The 20,093-nt window shown below is 76.2% G+C and carries 21 protein-coding genes; 11 read left to right on the forward strand and 10 right to left on the reverse strand.

Annotated features, from left to right (window positions below):
* The first annotated feature begins 4 nt into the window (after positions 1–4).
* Complete coding sequence (locus PHY01_RS04320; protein WP_141277202.1) at positions 5–865, forward strand: ParA family protein; 861 nt, start codon at positions 5–7, stop codon at positions 863–865.
* A 68-nt stretch (positions 866–933) separates the two neighbouring features.
* Here PHY01_RS04320 and PHY01_RS04325 read toward each other — a convergent pair whose 3' ends face one another.
* Complete coding sequence (locus tag PHY01_RS04325) at positions 934–1,386, reverse strand: SAV_6107 family HEPN domain-containing protein (protein WP_170183623.1); 453 nt, start codon at positions 1,384–1,386, stop codon at positions 934–936.
* A gap of 37 nt (positions 1,387–1,423) precedes the next feature.
* On the reverse strand, positions 1,424–1,741 hold the full coding sequence (locus PHY01_RS04330; RefSeq protein WP_141277203.1) for a hypothetical protein: 318 nt from the start codon (positions 1,739–1,741) through the stop codon (positions 1,424–1,426).
* 228 nt (positions 1,742–1,969) lie between these two features.
* Here PHY01_RS04330 and PHY01_RS04335 point away from each other — a divergent pair, with 228 nt between their 5' ends.
* Both PHY01_RS04335 and PHY01_RS04340 read left to right on the forward strand, forming a co-directional pair.
* Positions 1,970–2,560, forward strand: coding sequence for a GNAT family N-acetyltransferase (locus PHY01_RS04335; RefSeq protein ID WP_246085693.1), 591 nt, complete (start codon positions 1,970–1,972; stop codon positions 2,558–2,560).
* 29 nt (positions 2,561–2,589) lie between these two features.
* Positions 2,590–3,252, forward strand: coding sequence for an LppM family (lipo)protein (locus tag PHY01_RS04340; protein ID WP_141277204.1), 663 nt, complete (start codon positions 2,590–2,592; stop codon positions 3,250–3,252).
* 3 nt (positions 3,253–3,255) lie between these two features.
* Here the strand turns inward: PHY01_RS04340 and PHY01_RS04345 are convergent, their stop codons facing one another.
* Positions 3,256–4,149 (reverse strand): methylenetetrahydrofolate reductase, encoded by an 894-nt coding sequence (locus tag PHY01_RS04345; protein ID WP_141277205.1) that lies wholly within the window; start codon positions 4,147–4,149, stop codon positions 3,256–3,258.
* A 126-nt stretch (positions 4,150–4,275) separates the two neighbouring features.
* On the opposite strand from PHY01_RS04345, the gene PHY01_RS04350 reads away from it, so the two are divergent.
* From PHY01_RS04350 to PHY01_RS04365, 4 genes are read left to right on the forward strand one after another with little or no spacing between them, the layout of a single operon-like run.
* Entirely contained in the window at positions 4,276–5,385 is a 1,110-nt protein-coding gene (locus tag PHY01_RS04350) for a polyprenyl synthetase family protein (RefSeq protein ID WP_246085694.1), read from the forward strand.
* 2 nt (positions 5,386–5,387) lie between these two features.
* Positions 5,388–6,941 carry a phytoene desaturase family protein gene (gene crtI / locus PHY01_RS04355; RefSeq protein WP_141277206.1) on the forward strand — a complete coding sequence of 518 codons (1,554 nt, stop codon included), beginning with the start codon at positions 5,388–5,390 and terminating at the stop codon, positions 6,939–6,941.
* Between the two features lie 28 nt (positions 6,942–6,969).
* Complete coding sequence (gene mptB / locus PHY01_RS04360; protein WP_246085695.1) at positions 6,970–8,529, forward strand: polyprenol phosphomannose-dependent alpha 1,6 mannosyltransferase MptB; 1,560 nt, start codon at positions 6,970–6,972, stop codon at positions 8,527–8,529.
* Entirely contained in the window at positions 8,519–9,478 is a 960-nt protein-coding gene (locus PHY01_RS04365; protein ID WP_141277207.1) for a phytoene/squalene synthase family protein, read from the forward strand. The genes mptB and PHY01_RS04365 overlap by 11 nt, the downstream gene beginning before the upstream one ends.
* Here the strand turns inward: PHY01_RS04365 and PHY01_RS04370 are convergent.
* Entirely contained in the window at positions 9,447–9,812 is a 366-nt protein-coding gene (locus tag PHY01_RS04370; protein ID WP_246085696.1) for an Rv2175c family DNA-binding protein, read from the reverse strand. The two genes, PHY01_RS04365 and PHY01_RS04370, sit on opposite strands and share 32 nt — an antisense overlap.
* Positions 9,813–9,891: 79 nt before the next feature.
* Here PHY01_RS04370 and pknB point away from each other — a divergent pair, with 79 nt between their 5' ends.
* The gene (gene pknB / locus PHY01_RS04375) at positions 9,892–11,616 is read left to right on the forward strand and encodes a Stk1 family PASTA domain-containing Ser/Thr kinase (RefSeq protein WP_141277208.1); all 1,725 of its coding nucleotides are present in this window, start codon (positions 9,892–9,894) and stop codon (positions 11,614–11,616) included.
* Positions 11,617–11,620: 4 nt separating this feature from the next.
* On the opposite strand, the gene PHY01_RS04380 is transcribed toward pknB, so the two are convergent.
* Positions 11,621–13,009, reverse strand: a complete 1,389-nt coding sequence (locus PHY01_RS04380) for a class II 3-deoxy-7-phosphoheptulonate synthase (RefSeq protein WP_141277209.1) — start codon at positions 13,007–13,009, stop codon at positions 11,621–11,623.
* Between the two features lie 144 nt (positions 13,010–13,153).
* On the opposite strand from PHY01_RS04380, the gene PHY01_RS26190 reads away from it, so the two are divergent.
* Positions 13,154–13,297, forward strand: coding sequence for a GPGG-motif small membrane protein (locus tag PHY01_RS26190; protein ID WP_170183625.1), 144 nt, complete (start codon positions 13,154–13,156; stop codon positions 13,295–13,297).
* Between the two features lie 18 nt (positions 13,298–13,315).
* Here PHY01_RS26190 and PHY01_RS04385 read toward each other — a convergent pair whose 3' ends face one another.
* Positions 13,316–13,807, reverse strand: a complete 492-nt coding sequence (locus PHY01_RS04385; protein WP_141277210.1) for a polyadenylate-specific 3'-exoribonuclease AS — start codon at positions 13,805–13,807, stop codon at positions 13,316–13,318.
* A gap of 159 nt (positions 13,808–13,966) precedes the next feature.
* Between PHY01_RS04385 and PHY01_RS04390 the strand changes: the two genes are divergently transcribed.
* Positions 13,967–16,177, forward strand: coding sequence for a diguanylate cyclase domain-containing protein (locus PHY01_RS04390; RefSeq protein WP_141277211.1), 2,211 nt, complete (start codon positions 13,967–13,969; stop codon positions 16,175–16,177).
* Positions 16,178–16,204: 27 nt separating this feature from the next.
* On the opposite strand, the gene PHY01_RS04395 is transcribed toward PHY01_RS04390, so the two are convergent.
* Positions 16,205–16,945 (reverse strand): lysophospholipid acyltransferase family protein, encoded by a 741-nt coding sequence (locus PHY01_RS04395; protein ID WP_141277212.1) that lies wholly within the window; start codon positions 16,943–16,945, stop codon positions 16,205–16,207.
* A gap of 157 nt (positions 16,946–17,102) precedes the next feature.
* On the opposite strand from PHY01_RS04395, the gene PHY01_RS04400 reads away from it, so the two are divergent.
* Positions 17,103–17,537, forward strand: a complete 435-nt coding sequence (locus tag PHY01_RS04400; RefSeq protein WP_141277213.1) for a DUF308 domain-containing protein — start codon at positions 17,103–17,105, stop codon at positions 17,535–17,537.
* Here PHY01_RS04400 and PHY01_RS04405 read toward each other — a convergent pair.
* From PHY01_RS04405 to PHY01_RS04415, 3 genes are read right to left on the reverse strand one after another with little or no spacing between them, the layout of a single operon-like run.
* A complete protein-coding gene (locus tag PHY01_RS04405; protein WP_141277271.1) occupies positions 17,534–18,469 on the reverse strand; it encodes an ROK family protein in 936 nt (311 codons plus the stop codon). The two genes, PHY01_RS04400 and PHY01_RS04405, sit on opposite strands and share 4 nt — an antisense overlap.
* 23 nt (positions 18,470–18,492) lie before the next feature.
* Entirely contained in the window at positions 18,493–18,858 is a 366-nt protein-coding gene (locus tag PHY01_RS04410) for a hypothetical protein (RefSeq protein ID WP_141277214.1), read from the reverse strand.
* A complete protein-coding gene (locus PHY01_RS04415) occupies positions 18,855–20,078 on the reverse strand; it encodes an ArsA family ATPase (protein WP_141277215.1) in 1,224 nt (407 codons plus the stop codon). The genes PHY01_RS04410 and PHY01_RS04415 overlap by 4 nt, the downstream gene beginning before the upstream one ends.
* Positions 20,079–20,093 lie beyond the last annotated feature (15 nt).

Below are 20,093 nucleotides of genomic sequence, written 5' to 3' on the forward strand. Positions count from 1 at the left end.
CGCCGTGCAGGTCGTCGCCACGTTGAGCCTCAAGGGTGGGGTGGGCAAGACCACGGTCGCCCTCGGGCTCGCCGGGGCCGCCCAGCAGCACGGGGTGCGCACCCTGCTGGTCGATCTGGACCCCCAGGCCAACGCCACGATCGCCCTCGACGTGGGCGACACCACCGCCACCGCCACCGTCGCCGACGTGCTCGACGACCCGCGCCGCTCGGTGCTGCGCCGGGCGATCGTGCCCAGCGGCTGGGGCGAGGGCCTCGACGTGCTCGTGGGCGCGGAGCAGACCGAGCGGCACAACCACCCCGATCCCGCCGCCAAGCAGCTCGGGCGGCTGGGCCGGGCGCTGGGCCGGCTCGCCGGCGGCGCCGACCCGGGGCGGGAGGAGCCCGGCGACGACGTCGACACCCCGGGCCCGTACCGCCTGGTCGTCATCGACTGCCCGCCGTCGCTGGGCCAGCTCACCCGCAGCGCGCTCGCCGCGGCGCACCGGGCCGTGCTGGTGACCGATCCGACGATGTTCGCCGTGTCGGGCGTGCAGCGGGCGTTCGACGCCGTGCAGGCCGAGCGCCAGCGGGGCAACCCCGATCTCCAGCCGCTCGGCGTGCTGATCAACAGGGTGCGCCCGCGCAACGCCGAGCACGAGTTCCGGGTGGCCGAGCTGCGGGAGCTGTTCGGCCCGCTGGTGTTCAGCGGCGTGCTGCCCGACCGGTCGGCCGTGCAGCAGGCCCAGGGCGCGTGCGTGCCCATCCAGAGCTGGGACACCCCCGGGGCGCGGGAGGTGTCGGCGGTGTTCACCACGCTGCTGGGCCGGGTGCTGCGCAGCGAGCGCCGGCCCCGCGCCGCGACCGCCCCGCCGCCCACCCGGTAGCGCACCCCGGCTCGACCGGCTCGGGGCAGCGGGATCGACCGGCTCGGCGCAGGGGGGGATCGACCGGCTCAGCGCAGCGGGATCGTCTCCGTGACCAGCGCGACGAACTGCTCGGCCTGGCGCAGCAGGTCGTCGGCCGCCCGCCGGTCGACCAGCCGGGCGATCCCGGCCTCGGCCGCGGCCCGGGTGGCGGAGCAGGAGGCGAAGAACGCCGCCCACTCCCCCAGATCGGGGGCGACCGCGGCCAGCAGGTCCCACACCGCCCGCGGGGCGCCGCGGCGGGGCTGCGGGGTGGCCCGCACCGCCAGGACGGCGGCCCCGGCGCGGAGCGCGGCCAGGTAGGCCGCCGGGTAGCGGAGCAGCGGGTCGTCCTCGCGGTGGGCCTCGGCCAGCCCGTCGGCGGACTGTCGCAGCAGCGCCAGCGCGGAGCGCGACACCGGGGCCGTCCGCGGGGCGGGCACCGGCCGGGCGGCGGGTGCCCGGCGCGGTGCGGGCACCGGCCGGTCGGTCGTGACGGTCATCGGGGCTCCTGTCCTCGGAGGTGCGCGCACCGGGGCCTCATTCGGCGACCCGGACCAGGTCCCACACCCCGGGGCCCGCGCGCATGCGCAGCACGAACTCGCGCCCGGGGCCCTCGGGTTCCTCGGCGGATCGGGCCTCGACCCGCCAGCAGCGCAACCGGTCGCCCCCGACCGGCATCGGCGACGGGAACGGCCACGGCGACTGCTCGATCCAGCGCTCGCGGACGTCGACGACCAGGTAGCGCACACCGCGCCTGGCGGGCCTGCGCTGGAACTCGACGGGCTCGCCGTCGAGCCAGCGCACCTGGACGGGCGTGGGCTCACGCGAACGGAACACCCGGCTGAAGGCACTCACCTGCACTCCTCCCGACCGGCCTGTCCCGGCCGGCGCCCGCCCGGCCGGGTCTGGGTTCCGGCCGGGCCCGGTCGGCCCGGTGGCCGGGCGCTTCCCCCGCCCCACCACCGGACCCACCGATGATCGAACACATGTTCGATCCCCTCCAGTACAACTCCCCGCGGGCGTCGCGTCAAGTCGCCGCGGCCGCGACGGGACGCGACGCCGTCCGCGTGGTGAGATGGTCCGGTGACCACCGCACCGGCCCGGCACCTCGTGGAGTGGGGCCCGACCGATCTCGCGGCCCGCGTCGACGAGGCGCTGGCCGTGTACGTCGCGGCCATGGGGTACCCGCCGAGCACGGCGCGGCACCGGCGCAGCCTCTGGCTCGACCACGTGCGCCGCCCCGGCTGGCGTTGCGTCGCCCGGCTCGACGACGCCGACCGGCTGCTCGGCGTCGCCTACGGCTACACCGGGGCGCCCGGCCAGTGGTGGTACGAGGAGGTCGCCCGCGGGCTGCGGGCCCGCCCGGCCGACCGCGCGCTCCTCGGGGACTACTTCGAGCTCACCGAGCTGCACGTGCGCCCCGACGCCCAGGGCGCGGGCCTGGGCGAGGCGCTCCTGCGTGCCCTGCTGGCCGGCGTCGGTTCCCGGCACGTGCTGCTGTCCACCCCGGAGCACGACGGCCGCCCCGTCAACCGCGCGTGGACGCTCTACCGGCGCACCGGGTTCACCGACCTGCTGCGGCGGCACCGCTTCAGCGGCGACACGCGGCCGTTCGCGGTACTGGGCCGCGAGCTGCCGCTCCCGCCCGCCGCACCCCCCGCGCCCCCGCGCTGAGGCCCCGCGCCGGATGGCACGATGGCCCGATGCCGTCGCGCCGCCGCCCCTCGCCCACGGTGCTGCTGGTCACGCTGCTCCTGGCGATGGCCGCCCTGTCGGGCTGCGCACGGGTGCAGGCCGCGCTGGCCGTCCAGCCCGACGACACGGTCCGCGGCCAGGTCGTGGTCGCCACCCCGGAGCAGGGCCCCGAGGACCCCGGCCCGGCACTGACGATCCCCCCGGGGCTCACCGACGCCGTCGACGTGTCGCAGTACCGGCAGGAGGGCTACACCGGGTCCCTGGTCCGCTTCTCGGACCTCACGTTCCCGCAGGTCGGTGAGCTGATCTCGGCCGCGGGCGCGCCGGGTGAGAAGGTGCGGCTGGAGATCCGCCGGGCCGGCAACCGGGTCGTCGTCGACGGTGCGGTGGACCTCACGACCGTCGACGTCGACCGGGCCGACTTCCAGCTCAAGATCGCGTTCCCCGGCCAGGTCCTCGACGCCAACGGTGAGGCCGACTCGGGCGAGGTGAGCTGGGTCTTCGACGCGGGCGAGGTCGGCGACATCGAGGCCGTCGTGGCGTTCGACGACCCCGACGCGCCCTCGCCGGTCAACTGGAGCATCGGGCTGTTCGTCGTGGTCGCGCTCGCCGCGGCCGCGGTGGTCCTGCTGGCCCGGCGCACCCGCAACCCGCCGCTGCGCCGGACCTGAGCGTCACGCCACGGAGGCCCCGCGGCGGGCCTGCAGCCCGAGCCGGTGCACCAGCTCGGACGTGGCCGTGGAGCGGTTGAACGTGTAGAAGTGCAGGCCGCCCACGCCCTCGGCCAGCAGCCGCTCGCACAGCGCGACGGTGAGGTCCATCCCGGCCGCCCGGAACGCGACCGGGTCGTCGGCGTAGCGCTCCAGCCGCTCGGCCAGGCCGGGCGGCAGCGGGGCGCCGGAGAGCTCGGGGCCGCGGTGCAGCGTGCGGAGGGTCGTCAGCGGCATGATCCCGGGCAGCATCGGCACCTCGCACCCGGCGGCGGACAGGCGGTCGCGCAGCCGCAGGAAGCCCTCGGGCTCCAGGAACAGCTGCGTGATCGCGAAGTCGGCACCCGCCCGGACCTTGGCGATCAGCCGCTGCAGGTCGGAGTCCTCGTCGGGCGAGCGCGGGTGGCCGTAGGGGAACGCCGCCACGCCGACGCAGAAGTCGCCCAGGCTGCGGGTGAGGGTGACCAGCTCGTCGGCGTAGGTGAGGCCCTCGGGGTGCGCGACCCACTCGCCCAGCGGGTCGCCGGGGGGGTCGCCGCGCACCGCCAGGATGTTGCGGATGCCCGCCGCCGCGTACTCGGCGATGACGTGGCGCAGCTCGGCCACCGAGTGCGACACCGCGGTGAGGTGCGCCATAGCGACGAGCGTGGTCTCCGAGGCGATCCGCCCGGTGGTGCGCACCGTGCGGTCGCGGCTCGACCCGCCCGCGCCGTAGGTGACCGAGGCGAACGCCGGGTCCAGCGGTTCGAGCCTGCGGATCGCCTTCCACAGCTCCGCCTCGCCCGCGTCGTCCTTCGGTGGCATGAACTCCACCGAGAACACCGGCCGGTCGCCGCCGATCCGGTCCGTGATCTTCATCGGATGGTCTCCATGGTGTCGTCACGCACGCGCCGACAGTACGGGGCGGGTCCGTCGGCGCGCCGGGCTCCGCCCCCGCCGTTACGCTCGCTTCGTGCCCTGCCGACCGTTACCCCGGCCGATCCCGTGACCCGCACCGCCCCCGAGCGGGCCCGTGCCGACGACGACGGGCTCACCTCCGCCGTCGAACAGGTGCTCGAGCAGTACCTCCACCGACGCTGCGCCGACGCGTCCCGGGTCGACCCGGCGTTCGGCGTCGCCACCGACGCCCTCGCCGATTTCGTGCTCGGCGGCGGCAAGCGCCTGCGCCCGACGTTCGCCTGGTGGGGCTGGCGCGGGGCCGGCGGCTCGCCCGAGGGGCCCGACGCGCCCGCCGTGTTGGAGGCCGTCAGCGCGCTGGAGCTGATCCAGGCCTGTGCGCTGGTGCACGACGACCTCATGGACGCCTCGGCCACCCGCCGCGGGCGGCCCACGGTGCACGTCGACTTCGCCCGCCGCCACGCCGACGCGGGCTGGCGCGGTCGCCCCGCCCGCTTCGGCGCCGCCGCGGCGATCCTGCTGGGCGACCTCGCGCTGGTCTGGGCCGACGACCTGTTCCGCTCCTCCGGCCTGCCGACCGAGGCCCTGCGCCGCGCCGCGGAGCCGTGGGAGGGCATGCGCACCGAGGTGCTCGGCGGCCAGTACCTCGACGTCCTGCACCAGGCCACCGGCGACGCCACGCCGCGGGCCGCGCTGCAGGTCGACCGCTACAAGACCGCCGCGTACACCGTCGAGCGGCCGCTGCACCTGGGTGCCGCGATCGCCGACGCCTCCCCCGCGCTCACGGCCTGCTACCGGAGGTTCGGGGCCGACATCGGCGTCGCCTTCCAGCTGCGCGACGACCTGCTCGGGGTGTTCGGCGACCCGGCCGTCACCGGCAAACCGGCGGGTGACGACCTGCGGGAGGGCAAGCGCACGCTGCTGCTCGCCCTGGCGCTGGAACGCGCCGCGGAACGGGGCGACACCGCGTCGGCCGCGGCGATCGAGGCGGCGCTGGGTGATCCCGACCTCGACGACGACGGGGTCGACCGCGTCCGCGGGCTGCTCGTCGACCTGGGCGCCGAGCAGGCCGTGGAGCAGCGCATCGCCGCGATGACGGGCTCGGCGCTCGACGCGCTGAGCACCGTCGAGATCGAGGAACCGGCCGCGACCCGGCTGGCCGAGCTGGCGATCGCCGCCACGCGACGGCGGCGGTGAGCATGCGGACGGTCCGCGGGAACACCGATCACGTCGTCGTCGTCGGAGCCGGGTTCGCCGGGCTGACGTGCGCGCTGCACCTGCTGGGTGCCGGGCGCGAGGTGACGATCCTGGAGCGCGGCGAGCACCCCGGCGGCCGGGCCGGGCGCCTGGACCTGCACACCGCCGACGGCACGTACCAGGTCGACACCGGCCCCACCGTGCTGACGATGCCCGACCTGTTCGCCGAGGCCCTCGCCGCGGTCGGGGAGAAGCTGGAGGAGCGCCTCGACCTCGTCGAGCTCGACCCGGCCTACCGCACCCACTTCGCCGACGGCTCCACCATCGACGTCCACACCGATCCCGGGGCGATGGAGGCGGAGGTCCGGGCGGTGTGCGGGCCGGACGCCGCGGCCGGCTACGTCCGCATGCGGGAGTGGCTCACCCGGCTCTACCGCGCCGAGATCGACACGTTCATCGGCGCCAACTTCGACTCCCCGCTGAACCTGCTGGGCCCCGACCTGGTGCGCCTCGCCGCGCTGGGCGGCTTCGGCCGCCTGGGCCCGCGCGTCGAGCGGCTGCTGCCCGACGAGCGGCTGCAGCGGATCTTCTCCTTCCAGGCCCTCTACGCGGGCGTCCCCCCGCAGACCGCGCTGGGCGCCTACGGCGTGATCGCCTACATGGACACCATCGCCGGGGTGTACTTCCCGAAGGGCGGCATGCGCGCGGTCGGGCAGGCACTGGCCGACGCCGCGGTCGCCGCCGGGGCGCGCATCCACTACGGCCGCACGGTCACCGGCCTGGAGCGCGGCGCGGGCCGGATCACCGCGCTGCGCCACCGCCCGACCGACGACCCGGCGGGCGGCACCGACCGCACCCCGGCCGACGCCGTCGTGCTCACCCCCGACCTGCCCGTCGTGCACGACCTGCTCGGCCGGGCCCCCCGGCGGGTGGTGCCGCTGCGCTGGTCGCCGAGCGCGGTGGTGCTGCACGCCGGGCTGCGGACCGCGCGGCCCGAGGCCGCCCACCACACCATCTCGTTCGGTGCGGCGTGGCGCGACACCTTCCGCGAGATCATCGACGACGGGCGCCCGATGAGCGATCCGTCACTGTTGATCACCCGGCCCACCGCCACCGACCCGTCGCTGGCCCCCGACGGCACCGACCTGCTGTTCGTCCTCGCGCCGTGCCCCAACCTCGACGGCCCCGGCGGGCGCATCGACTGGGAGCGGGTCGGCCCGGCCTACCGCGACGAGCTGCTCGGCGTCCTGGAGTCCCGCGGGCACCCCGGGCTCACCGGCGTCGAGGGCGACATCGCGGTGTCCGACCTGGTCACCCCGGCCGACTGGGCCGCGCAGGGCATGGCGGCGGGCACCCCGTTCTCCGCGGCACACACCTTCGCCCAGACCGGCCCGTTCCGCCCCCGCAACCTGGTCCGCGGGCTCGACAACGTGGTGCTGGCCGGCTGCGGCACCACGCCGGGCGTCGGCATCCCCCCGGTGCTGCTCTCCGGGCGTCTCGCCGCGGCCCGGATCACCGGGCCAGCGGCCGGACGCAGGGTCAGCACAGGACGCTGACCACCGTCATGGCAGCATGGTTCACGTCATGACCGCGCAGCCCTCCTCCCCCGTCGACCGGTCGGAACCACCCGATCGTGTCGTGGCGGCGCCCGCCGGCGCACCCCGGCAGGCGCCCACCTGGCGTGCCCGTCTCGGTGCCCCCCCGCGGGGCCCCCTGCTGCTCGGCCTCACCGGGTCGCTGCTGATGGTGCTCGGCGGGTTCGGCGCCGCGGGCGTCCTCGTCGACGACCCGCTGCTGACGAACTCCCCGCTCGGGTTCTGGCGCTACGGCCACGGCCGGGAAATCGCCAACTCGCTGATCTACCTCGGCGTCGGGCTGCTCGCCTGGGCGTGGGTCCGGCTCGGCCGCGACGTGCTGGCGCGGCGCGTCGGCGGTCGCGCGGTGCTCACCACGGCGTCGGTGTGGCTGCTTCCGATGCTGGTGTCGCCGCCGCTGTTCACCCGCGACCCGTACAGCTACCTCGCCCAGGGTGCCCTGCCGCTCAACGGGTTCGATCCCTACGCCGTGGGGCCGGAGGTGCTGCCGGGCGTCTTCACCGACAACGTCCACTACTTCTGGCAGGACACCCCGGCGCCCTACGGCCCGTTGTTCATCCTGCTCGCCAAAGCCGTCTCCTGGCTCGCCGTCGACCAGATCATCCTCGGCGTCGTGCTCATGCGGTTGACACTGCTGGTCGGGCTCGTGCTCCTGGTCAGGGCCCTGCCGGAGCTGTCACGGCGGATGGGCGGGCGGCCCTCGCTCGCGCTGTGGATCGTCGTCGCCAACCCGGTGATGGTGATCCACATGGTCGGCGGCGTCCACAACGACCTGCTCGTCATGGGCCTGCTCGCCACGGCCGCGCTGGCCGCCCTGCGCGGGCAGCACGCTTGGGGCATCGTGCTCGCGACCCTGGCGATGGCGGTGAAGGCGAGCGCGGGCGTCGCGCTGCCGTTCCTGGTACTGGTCTGGGCCGCCGCGATGGCGGGCCCGGTCCTCGCCCGCACGCTGCGCGCCACCGCATACGGCATCGCGATCTTCGTGCCGGTGTTCGCGCTGTGCACGTTCGCCGCGGGGGTCGGCCTGGGCTGGCTGCCGGCGTTGAGCGCCCCGTCGATGATCGTCAACTGGATGTCGCTGCCCACCGGGGCGGGCCAGCTGGTGCACTCGGTCGTCAGCATCTTCGGGCCCGTGCCGATGCAGCCGTTCGTCAACGTCGGTCGCGCGATCGGCGCCCTGATCCTGCTGGTCATCGCCGTGCGGCAGTGGTGGGCCGCGCGCGACGGCGGTCCCGACGCGATCCGCCGCGCCGGCATCGTGCTGCTCGCCGTCGCGCTGCTGTCCCCCACCATGCTGCCCTGGTACGTCAGCTGGGGCATGGCCCTGCTGGCGATGGTCGACTGGACGCCGCGCGCGCTGCAGATCCTGGTGTTCTTCTCGCTCTGGCTCATGATCGTCTACTACCCGGACGGCGAGGCCGCGCTCTACGACCTCGCGGTGCTGGGCATCGGCGCGGCGCTCGCGGCGTTGGCCGCGGTCTCGCTGCTGCGGCCCGACCCCTTGGGGCTGGCCAGGCGCCCGGTGGGGGCCGACCCGGTTGTCCGGTAGCACCGAGCTCGACGCCGCGGGGATCACCGACCCCGCCCTGCGCGCCGCGTACGCCAACTGCCGGCGGCTCAACGCCGTCCACGGGCGCACGTACTTCCTGGCCACCCGCCTGCTGCCGCCCGACCGCCGCCCGGCCGTGCACGCCCTCTACGGCTTCGCCCGGCACGCCGACGAGATCGTCGACGACCTCGGCGACGACCGCCCGGTCGCGGAGAAGGCGGCGGAGCTCGACGCGCTGACCGCCGACCTGCACGCCGCGCTCGACGGCGCCGCCACCGCGGTGCCGGTGCTGGCCGCGCTGGCCGACACCGCCCGCCGCCACGGCATCGACCGCGCCCATTTCACCGACTTCATGACATCGATGCGGATGGACACCCACGTCACCTCCTACGCCACCGACGCCGACCTGGCCGTCTACGTCCACGGCTCGGCCGCCGTGATCGGGCTGCAGATGCTGCCGGTGCTCGGCACGACGGTGCCGCTGGCGGAGGCCGAGCCGCCCGCCGTCGCGCTGGGCGTGGCGTTCCAGCTCACCAACTTCCTGCGCGACGTCGGCGAGGACCTCGACCGCGGGCGCGTGTACCTGCCCGCCGACGAGCTGGCCGCGTTCGGCGTCGACCGCGGGCTGCTGCAGTGGTGCCGCACCCACGGCCGCACCGACCCCCGCGTGCGGCGGGCCCTCGCGCACCTCGTGGCGCGCACCCGCGCCACCTACCGGCGCGCGGAGCCCGGGATCGGGATGCTGGAGCCGGTGTCCCGGGCGTGCGTCGGCTGCGCGTTCACCCTCTACCAGGGCATCCTCGACGAGATCGAGGCGGCCGACTACGCGGTGCTGCACCGCCGGGTCGCGGTGCCGAACCGGCGGCGGCTGGCCGTGGCCGTGCCCGGGCTGGCCCGGGCGGTACGCGCCCGGACCGTCAGAACGCCATCGCCTGCGCGCGGCGCTTGATCTCGCGGTGGCGCCCCTCGACGAGGAACGTCATCGGGGTGCCGGGCAGCGAGTCGTCCTCGGCGAACAGCCAGCGCAGGATGTCCTCGTCGGAGTAGCCGCCGTCGCGCAGCACGGTGATGGTGCCGGGCAGGCCCTTCACCACCTCGGCCCGTTCCTCGCCGGTGACGAGGAACGCGGCGGGCACCACCACCTCGCCGCCGCGCCGCAGCGACAGCAGTTGCCCGTCGCGCACCAGTTGGTGCACCCGGGACACGGGTTGGTTCAGCAGGCTTGCGACCTCGGCGACGGGCAACGTGACCACGTCGTCGGCCAGAACGGACACCTCACTCACGAGGCGACAGGATGCCACACCCGGCGGGTTCCCCGCGCCTGCTCCGGGCCCCCGGGAAGCCGGCCGGTACGGTCGGGTCGTGAACGCCCCGCCCGCCGCGCTGCTCGACGCGCGCTACCGGCTCGGTCCGGTGCTCGCCCGCGGGGGCATGTCCACGGTCTACCGGGGCACCGACACCCGGCTCGACCGGCCCGTGGCCATCAAGGTCATGGAGCCGCGGCTCGCCGCCGATCCGGCGTTCCGCACCCGGTTCGAGCGGGAGGCCCGCTCCGCCGCCCGGATCGACCACCCCTCCGTGGTCGACGTCTTCGACCAGGGCGACGACCGCAACGGACCCGAGCCCGTGCTGTTCCTGGTCATGGAGCTGGTCGAGGGCGCCACCCTGCGCGAGGTCCTGCGGCTGCGCGGTCAGCTCGGCGTCCCGGCCGCGGTCGCCGTGCTCGACCGGGTGCTCTCCGGGCTCGCCGAGGCCCACCGGCTCGGGCTGGTGCACCGCGACGTCAAACCGGAGAACGTGCTCATCAGCCACACCGGTGAGGTCAAGGTCGCCGACTTCGGGCTGGTCGTCGCAGCCGCCCAGGCGGGCGCCAGCCACGTCGGCACGATCATGGGGACGGTCGCCTACCTCTCCCCCGAGCAGGTCGCCACCGGCACCGCCGACGCCCGCAGCGACGTCTACGCCGCCGGGATCCTGCTCTACGAGCTGCTCACCGGCGCCCCGCCGTTCACCGGCGACACGGCGATCTCGGTGGCGTTCCGGCACGTCAACGACCGGGTCCCGGCACCGTCGCTGATCGCGGGCGACGTGCCGCCCGAGCTCGACGCGCTCGTGCTGCGCGCCACCGACCGCGACCCGGCCGCCCGGCCCGCCGACGCGGGCGCGCTGCTGGCCGAGCTGCGCCAGGTGGCGCACCGCCTCGAGGTGCCCCGCGTGCCCGTGCCGGTGCCGCCCTCGGACACCGCCGGGGACACGCAGCCCGTCGCGGCCGTGGGGATGCGGGGCACGCGGGCGCTGCCCGGTGGCGTGCCGGGCCCGCGCCCGTCCACCGACCTGCCCGCCCCGCCCGACCACGTCCACGCCCGCCGCCGCAGCCGCCGGTTCTTCGGCATCGGGATCGCCGTCGTGCTGGTGATCGCGCTTGCGGTGGGTGTGGGGGCGTGGTGGCTGGGCACCGGCCGGTGGACCGAGGTGCCGTCGCTGGTCGGCGTCCAGGAGAGCGCGGCCGCCAAGCTGCTCGACGACTACGGCCTGGTCGCCGGGCCCGCCAGCGCCACCTTCGACGACGCCGCGCCCGCCGGGGCCGTGCTGGCCGCCGACCCGCCCGTCGGGACGCGGCTGCTGCGCGGCGAGATCGTGACGCTCACCGTCTCCACCGGCCGCCCGACGGTGCCCGCGATCGACGCGGGCACGGCCGTGGCCACCGCCGAGCAGCTCGTCCGCGACGCCGGGCTCACCCCCACCCGCACCAGCGGTGACGCCGAGTACGACGACACGGTGCCCGAGGGCACCGTCATCCGCACCGAGCCCGCCGCCGGGCAGCCGGTGGCGATCGGCGGGCCGGTCACGCTCGTCGTCAGCCGGGGGGTGGAGCCGCCGCCCCAGCCCCAGCGCGTGTCGGTGCCGCTGGTGGTCGGCCAGACCGCGAACGAGGCCCAGGCCCTGCTCGCCGAGCTGGGCCTGAGCACCGTCGTGCAGTCGGCCCTGCCGTTCCAGCTCAACGAGAACCCCACCGTCATCGGGCAGAGCCCGTCGGCGGGCGCGGTGGTCGAGGCCGGCACCCAGGTCGTGCTGGACACCCTCTGACGGGCTACCCGCGCAGCATCTCCGCCACGAGGAACGCCAGCTCCAGCGACTGCTGGGTGTTCAGGCGCGGGTCGCACGCCGTCTCGTAGCGGCCGCCCAGGTCGGCGTCGGAGATCTCCTGCGCCCCGCCCAGGCACTCCGTGACGTCCTCACCGGTGACCTCGACGTGAATGCCGCCGGGGTGCGTGCCCAGGCCCCGGTGCACCTCGAAGAAGCCCTGCACCTCGTCGACGATGCGGTCGAAGTGGCGGGTCTTGTAGCCGGAGGTGGACTCCACGGTGTTGCCGTGCATCGGGTCGCACTGCCAGATGACCTTGTGGCCGGACGCCTCGACCTTCTCGACGATCGCGGGCAGCACGTCGCGGACCTTACCGTTGCCCATCCGGCTGATCAGCGTGAGCCGGCCCGCGACGTTGCGCGGGTCGAGGCGCTCGACGTACTCGACCGCCTGCTCGGGGGTGGTGGTCGGGCCGATCTTGACCCCGATCGGGTTGGACAGCAGCTCCGCGAGCGCGATGTGCGCACCGTCGAGCTGGCGCGTGCGCTCGCCGATCCACAGGAAGTGCGCCGAGAGGTCGTAGAGCCGGGCCTCGTCACGGGTGCGGTCCATCCGCAGCATCGCGCGCTCGTAGTCGACGAGCAGCGCCTCGTGCGAGGCGTAGAACTCCACGCTGTGCAGGTTGTGGTCCTCGACCCCGCAGGCGTCCATGAACCGGACGGCGCGCTCGATCTCCGCGGCGACCGCCTCGTACCGCTCCCCCGCGGCGGAGGTGCGGACGAAGTCCTTGTTCCAGTCGTGCACCGTGGACAGGTCGGCCATGCCGGTGGCGGTGAGCGCGCGGACCAGGTTCATGGCCGCGCTGGCGTTGGCGTACGCGCGGACCATCCGCGAGGGGTCGGGGCGGCGCGCGTCGGGGTCGGCGACGATCGAGTGCACGATGTCGCCGCGGTAGGACGGCAGGCCGAGCGCGTCGACGGGGGAACTGCGCGGCTTCGCGTACTGGCCGGCGATCCGGCCGACCTTCACCACCGGGGTGGACGCGCCGTAGGTGAGCACGATCGCCATCTGCAGCAGGGTGCGGATGGTGGCGCGGATGTGCGGCTCGGTGTTGTCGACGAAGGTCTCCGCGCAGTCGCCGCCCTGCAGCAGGAACGCGCGGCCGTTGGCGACGTCGGCCAGCCGGGACTGAAGGCGGTCGACCTCGGGCGGCAGCGTGACCGGGGGCACGCTCTCCAGCACCGTGCGGACGTGGGCGACCTCGGCCGCGTCGGGCCAGTCGGGCTGCTGCGCGGCCGGGCGGGACAGCGCGTCGTCGAGACGGCTGCGCAGGTCGGCGGGAAGCGGCGGGAGCTCGGGCAGCACTTCGACCGGGGCGTCGACGGTCCAGTTCACGCCGTTCAGACTAGGCGGTGACCGCACCGGCCACGATGCCGGGACGGCGCCACCCGAACGGCCCGTTTCGCCGGTCGCACCCACCCGCCCGGCCGACGCCCGGACGGACCGGTTCCACAGTGGATCCGCCGGGAACCTCCGGACATGGCAACTCTCCTGTGGATCCTCGCGGTCGTCCTGGTCGTCGCCGGTGTGCTGGCGATCGTCCGAAAGCAGCTCCTGTGGGGCATCGTGCTGATCGTCGTCGGGCTGCTCGTCGGGCCGGGCGGGGTCAGCATCTTCACCTGACCCGGGCCGGCGGTGGCCTCACGGACGTGCGGCTACCGCCGACTCGATCGCCTCCCACCGGCGCAGGTTGAGCCGGGCGTCGGCCAGCGCGTCGTGCGCGTCGGCGGCGGGCGGGGGCAGCGGCGGCCGGCCGCTGTCCTCCCAGCGCTGGCGCAGCTCACGGGTGAAGCGCGGCAGCGCGCGCGGCAGCGCGGGCATGGCCCCCCACAGCTGGCACAGCGCCACGTGGTCGTAGGCGGCGATCCAGGCCCACAGCTCGACGTCCCCGCCGGGGGCGGTGACGAAGTCGAGCAGGTCGGCCCGCAACCGCGCCCGCGACCGCCACGACGGGTCCGCGGGTGAGGGGAGCTTCGGCAGCACGTTGGCACGGACCCAGGCCCCCGCACGCGACGGGTCGAACTCCGTGGAGACCGCGTAGAACTCCCGCCCGTCCTCGCCGACGACCCCGATCGACACCAGGTCGATCGTGGTGCCGTCCTCGATGAACTCGCAGTCGTAGAAGAAGCGCACGTCACGAGGTTAGCCGCCGGTCCGGCAGCCCGGCGCACCGCCGGACCGTACGGCGATCCCCGCCCCCCGCGCGGTAACGGAACACGGCAGGCTCCGACCTCAAGAACGGGGAGCACCGGTCCGCGTCGCGGCCCGGTGTCCGGCGACCTCGGGGGGAGCATGTCCGGAACGCCGCGCGACCGTGCCCACGTCCGGGCCGCCGCACTCGTCCGGTCCCCCCTGGTCGTGGGGGGCGCGGTCTTCGTCACCGCGCTCGCCGCCGCGCTGCTGCGCCCCGAGGGCTCCGCGGTGGCGGCGTGGTGGCCCGCGGCGGGTGTCGCGGTCGCCGCCGCAGCCTGCACGACCGGCCGCAGGCGGCACGCGGTGCTGCTCGCCGTCGCGGTCGCGAGCCTGGCCGCCAGCCTCGCCGCCGGGCGTCCGCCGGCGTTGGCGCTGTGCTTCGCCGCGGGCAACGCGGCCGAGGCCGCCGTGGCCGGCCGCATCCTGTCCCGGGACGGGCGGCCCGAGCTCGGCACGCTCGCGCAGCTGGGCAGGCTGTTCGCCGCGGCCTGCGCGGGCGCCGCCGTGGCCGCGACGGTCGCCGCGCTCGCCGTCGCCGCACTCACCGGGGGCACCCCGTGGACGGCCTGGACCGCCGCGGCGACCTCCCACGTCGCCGCGATCGTCGTGCTGGTGCCCACCGTGATGCGGGTGCCGCCGCGGCCGTCCACCGCCCGCACCCGCGAGACCGTCGCCCTGTGGGCCCTCGTGGTCGGGGTGACCGCCGCCGTGTTCGCCCCCGGGCAGACGCTGCCGCTGGCCTACCTGGCCGTCGCCGCGCTCGTCACCGGCGTGCGCCTCGGGGTCCGGGCGGCGTCGGCGCAGCTGGTGGCGGTCGCCGTGCTGGCCGCGGTGCTCGGCGGGCGGGGCGGCGGGCCGTTCGCGGCGGCCGGCCGGGAGCTGACGCCGGCCGTGGCGGGCACGCTGCTGCAGCTGTTCCTCGGCTCCTGCGCGCTCGTCGTGCTCGCCCTCGCGATCTCCGTCGCCCAGCGCGAGGCCGCGCTGGGCCGGTTCGCCGACCAGCGCCGGTTCGACCGGGCCGTGCTGGAGGCGGTCGGCGCCGGGGTGCTCGCCTGCGACGCCGAGGGCCACGTCGTCGTCCGCAACCGCGCGCACCGGCGCGCCACCGGCGTCGACGGGGAGCCCGACGTCGACCCCGACCGGCTCGCGCGCGACCTGCGCGTCACCTCCGACGGGGTGCCGGTGCCACCGGAGCGCACCCCGCTGCGGCGCGCGCTGGCGGGTGAGGAGCTCGCCCACCTGTCGCTGCGGTTCGAACCCGACGGCGCACCGCCGACCGAGGTCGTCGCCACCGCCCGTCCCATCCTCGACGACGACGGCCGCCTCCTCGGCGCCGTCGCGGCGTTCGCCGACGTCACCGCGGAGCGCGACGTGCAGGACCGGCTGCGGGAGAGCCTCGCGTTCCGGGAGGCGGTGCTGGCCGTCAGCCCCGACACGCTGTTCATCCTCGACCCGGTCGCGCGCGAGACCCTCTGGCTGTCCCGGCCCGAACCCGACCACGACCGGTGCTCCCCCGCCGACCTCGTCGCGCTGGGCCCGCTCCGCTGCCGCGACCGGGTGCACCCCGACGACGTGGCGGCGCTCGACGCCGCCGACGAGGCGGCAGGCGGCCTGGCCGACGGGGCCGTGCGCAAGGTGCGCCTACGCGTGCGCGACGGCGGCCGCTACCGGTGGGTCTCCCGGCGCGTCACCCCGTTCGCCCGCGACGCCACCGGTGCCGTCACCCGGTTGCTCGGGGTCACCCGCGACATCACCGAGAACGTCGAGCTGGAACAGCGCCTCGCCGCCGAGGCGCTGCACGACCCGCTGACCGGGCTGCCCAACCGGCGGCTGCTCACCGACCGGCTCGGCACCGCGCTGCAGCGCAGCACGGTCCCCGTGCCCGTCCTCTACTGCGACCTGGACGGGTTCAAGACCGTCAACGACGCGGCCGGGCACGCCGTCGGCGACGCCGTGCTCTGCGCCACCGCCCGCCGGCTGGCCTCGGTGCTGCGGCCGCTCGACACCGTCGCACGGGTGGGCGGCGACGAGTTCGTCGCCGTGCTCGACCCCGCCCTGCGGGTGGTCGACGGCGAACCCGAACCGGCCGGGACACGCCGCCGGGCCCGGTCGGTGGCCCGGCGCATCATCGCCGCGCTCGCCGAACCGGTCGTCGTCGACGGCGTGGAGCACCGCGTCACGGTGAGCATCGGCATCACCTTCGCGCGCCCTGGCGACCCGCCCGAGCAGGCGCTGGGCGAGGCCGACCGGGCGATGTACCGCGCCAAGCTGCACGGCAAGGGCCGGCACGAGGTGGCGGGGCTGACCTGAGCACCGGGGCGGCGGTCGGCCCGGGCGTCAGGAGGCGCGGGAGTCCGGCAGCGGAGGCGCCGCCGGGGGCGGGCCCGCCTCGGCCTCGGCCTTCGCCGCCCGCTCCTTCACCGACGCCGCGTACATGTCGACGTAGGTCTGCCCGGACAGCTCCATGAGCGCGTACATGATCTCGTCGGTCATGGACCGTTCGATGAACCGGTCGCCGACCATGCCGGAGTAGCGGCTGAAGTCGAGCGGCTCGCCGACCCGGATGTGCACCTTGTACGGGCGCCACATCCGGGACCCGATCGGGTTGACCCGGTCGGTGCCGATCATCGCCACCGGGATGACGGGGACGTCGGCCTCCAGCGTCATGCGGGCGATCCCGGTCTTGCCCTTGTAGAGGCGCCCGTCCGGGGACCGGGTGCCCTCCGGGTAGATGCCGAGCAGCCGGCCCTCGCGCAGCACCCGCACGGCGGTGTCCATCGCGTCCCGGGCCGCGGAGCCGCCGGAGCGGTCGATCGGGATCTGGCCGACGCCGGTGAAGAACGCCTTCTGCAGGCGCCCCACCAGCCCGGGCTTGGTGAAGTACTCCGACTTCGCGGGAAAGGTGATGCGCCGCGGCACCACCAGCGGGAGCAGGAACGAGTCGACGACGGCCAGGTGGTTGCTCGCGAGGATCGCGCCACCCCGGGCCGGGATGTGTTCCAGCCCCTCGATCGTGGGCCGGCAGAACAACCGCAACAGCGGGCCGAGCAGCACGAACTTGGACCACCAGTACAGCACCTGGGCGTGCCCCCTTCACCGCGACGGCCGTCAGCCTACGGACGGCCGGGGCGCCGCGACAACGCGCCGTGGGCCACACCGGTTCCCGCGACCGCGCGGGCGTGTCAGGATGGCCCGACCGTCGTACGGCGGTGGGTGTACGGGGTGGGGAGATCACGTGGGCGGCGATCCGGACGAGCGTCCGCACCCCGGTGGCGGGATCGACGACTTCGATGCCATCGTGGCGGGCTGGCGCCGGGAGGGTCCGGTGCCCCGCTGGCCCGACCAGGAGCCCGACGACGCCCCGGCGGACCCCGCCCCCGCGGCCGCCGCGACCGTCCGCCCCCCGTCGGGCCCCGCGCCCGAGGAGGAGCACTTCGTCCCGCCCGAGCCGCCGCCGCTGCCCCGGCTGGCCCCGCCCGCGGCCGTCGGGTTGGTGCTGCTGGTCCTGGGCATCGTGCTGGTCGCCTCGCCCGGCTGGGTGGGGGTGTCCCAGGCCTACGGGATGCCGCTGGGCCTGCTCACCCTCGCCGCGGGCCTGGGCTGGCTGGTGCTGCGGCTGTGGCCCGCTCCGCCCCGTCCCGGCGAGGACGACGACGGGGCGGTGCTCTAACCCGCCTCCCTGGCCAGCCGGGCCGCCCCCACCACCGCGGCGTCCTCGCCGAGCTGCGCGGTGCGGATCCGGGCCAGCGGGCGGCGCCCCGCCCCGGTGAGCCGGGACGCGTAGTGCTCCCGGGCGTCGTCGAGGAACAGCGGTGCCGACGCCGCCACCCCGCCGCCGATCACCACCAGCTCCGGGTCGAAGACGTCGGCGACCAGCGCCAGCCCCTCGCCCAGCCAGCGAGCGAGGTCGGCGACGGCCGCGCACGCCAGCGGGTCGCCGTCGCGGGCCGCGGCGGCGACCCGGCGGCCGGTGATCCGCCCCGGGTCGTCGACGACGAGCCTGCGCAGCGCGGGCGAGAGGCCGGGCTCGCGGGCGATCATCTCCACCGCCGTCGTGGCCAGCGCGGTGCCGCTGCAGTAGCGCTCCCAGCACCCGGCCTTGCCGCACGGGCACGGCCGCCCGCCGGGGACCACCCGCAGGTGCCCGAGCTCGGGGGCGACGCCGTGCGCCCCGCGGAACAGCACGCCGTCGATGAGCAGGGCGGCGCCGATCCCGGTGCCGAGCGCCACGAACACCGTCGTCGACGGCGGCGGGGCGCCCGCGGCCGCCCCGAAGTGCAGCTCGGCCAGCGCGGCGGCGTTGGCGTCGTGCTCGACGACGACGGGCAGCCCGGTGCGGGCGGCGATCCGGTCGGCGACGGGGGCGTCGCGCCAGGACAGGTGCGGGGCGAAGCGGACGCCGCGCCGGTCGGGGGTGATGAACCCGGCCAGCGCCAGGCCGGCCGCCTCCACCGGGTGGCGGCCGGCCAGCTCCCCGATCACCCGCGCGACGGTGGCCTCGAGCGCCGCCTCGGCCCGGGGGGTGGGGGCGCGCGCGGTGTCGAGGACGGCACCGTCGGCGTCGACGACCCCGGCGCGCACGCTGGTGCCCCCGACGTCCACCCCGACGGTCAGCGCGGCAGCGCTCAGCAACGGGCCGCCTCGCGCACGACCGGGATGTGCTGGACCCGCCGCGCCGGACCCGCCGGAGGCGGCGTGGGCGCGGATGCGGGCGGCGGCGTCCCCGCCCCCTCGTGCAGCGCCGTCTGCAGGACCTCCAGCAGGCCGGCGGCGTGCTCGGCGAGGCGGACGGCGAGCTCGGGGCGCTCACCGCGCAGCAGCGCGACGGCGGCGCACACCGGGCACACCGAGCAGGCGGGCGGGCCGTCGGCGCGGGCGCCCTCGGTCCGCGCGCGGTCGAGCACCGGACCGAGCCGGTCGAGCAGCAGCACCGCGACGGCACGCAGCTCGGCACCCAGCCCCGCGTGCGTGCCGCAACCGGGGGCGCTCACCGGACCCAGACCGCCGGGTCGGGGGTGAACACCACGCACAGGTCGTCGCCGACCAGGCGGGCACCGGTGACCTCGCAGCGGCGCAGCACCGACGGCAGCGCCACCATCCGGCGCGTGCCGCCCGCGGTGACCGCGAGGTCGTCGCCGACGCGGGCGAGGTCGAGGGCGCCGTCGGCGGCGCCGGGCAGGGCGAGGACGAGCTCGAACTCCGAGTCCGCCGACGTGCCGGTGCCCGCCGTGCGCCGCACGTCCAGCAGCGGCGGGGCCTGGCCGCCGGGGGCGGCGGGGTCGTCGTCGCCGTAGAGGCCGCGGGCGATCTCGCGCAGCGCGGGGATCCCGGTCGGCTCGGCCGCGGTGTGGTCGGCGGTGCGCAACGGCACCCCGAGCGCGTCGAGGTCGGCGAGCACGGCCTGCTGCTCGGTGAACCGCTCGCGCAGCCAGCGGGCGGCCGGGCCGCGCAGCGAGGGCGGCGGGCCGGGCACCAGCCGGTTGACCACGCAGTCGTCGACGCGCAGGCCGTGCAGGGCCAGCGCGGTCAGGGTGCGGCGGGTCTCGGCGGCGACGACGCGCTCGGGGGTGAGCACGAGCCGGATCGAGGTGCGGGTGTGGTCGCCCAGCATCGCGCGCAGGCCGCCGAGGTCCTCGGCCAGCGCGTCGAGCGCGACGATCGTGGACTCCCACGCCGACGCGGCCTCCTTCCCGCCCGCCGCCATGCCGGCCAGCATCCCCCGCACGGCCCGGCGGTGCGCGGGGAACAGCCGCTCCACGTAGCCCGACAGCGCCTCGGGCAGCCCGAGCAGCCGCAGCGTCTCCGCGGTCGGCCCGCAGTCGACGACGACGACGTCCCACGGCCCGTCCTCGGCCAGGCGGCGGACCTCGCCGAGGGCGAGGAGGTCCTCGACGCCGGGCAGCACCGTCAGCTCGTCGGCGACGAGCTCGTCGACCCCGGCCCCGGACAGGATGGTGCGCAGGTGGCCCTGCAGCTGCGACCACGAGCGGTCCAGCAGCGCGTGGGTGTCGACGTGGGCCGCGTGCAGGCCGGGCTCCAGCTCCACCGGGTCGCCGCCCAGGTCGGCCTCCAGGGCGTCGCCGAGCGAGTGGGCGGGGTCGGTGGAGACGACCAGCGCGGAGCGGCCGGAGCGGGCCAGGTGGGCGGCGGTCGCCGCGGCGAGGGTGGTCTTACCGACGCCACCCTTGCCGGTGAACAGGACGACGCGCACGGGGCGGAGGGTATC

The organism is Pseudonocardia hydrocarbonoxydans (genome assembly GCF_006539565.1).
Taxonomy (GTDB): domain Bacteria; phylum Actinomycetota; class Actinomycetes; order Mycobacteriales; family Pseudonocardiaceae; genus Pseudonocardia; species Pseudonocardia hydrocarbonoxydans.

What these genes read in the sequence shown, in the direction of transcription:
- PHY01_RS04325 (WP_170183623.1), bottom strand. Translation starts at nt 1,386, where the DNA reads ATGACCGTCACGACCGACCGGCCGGTGCCCGCACCGCGCCGGGCACCC.
- PHY01_RS04340 (WP_141277204.1), top strand. Translation starts at nt 2,590, where the DNA reads ATGCCGTCGCGCCGCCGCCCCTCGCCCACGGTGCTGCTGGTCACGCTG.
- PHY01_RS04345 (WP_141277205.1), bottom strand. Translation starts at nt 4,149, where the DNA reads ATGAAGATCACGGACCGGATCGGCGGCGACCGGCCGGTGTTCTCGGTG.
- crtI (WP_141277206.1), top strand. Translation starts at nt 5,388, where the DNA reads ATGCGGACGGTCCGCGGGAACACCGATCACGTCGTCGTCGTCGGAGCC.
- mptB (WP_246085695.1), top strand. Translation starts at nt 6,970, where the DNA reads ATGACCGCGCAGCCCTCCTCCCCCGTCGACCGGTCGGAACCACCCGAT.
- PHY01_RS26190 (WP_170183625.1), top strand. Translation starts at nt 13,154, where the DNA reads ATGGCAACTCTCCTGTGGATCCTCGCGGTCGTCCTGGTCGTCGCCGGT.
- PHY01_RS04390 (WP_141277211.1), top strand. Translation starts at nt 13,967, where the DNA reads ATGTCCGGAACGCCGCGCGACCGTGCCCACGTCCGGGCCGCCGCACTC.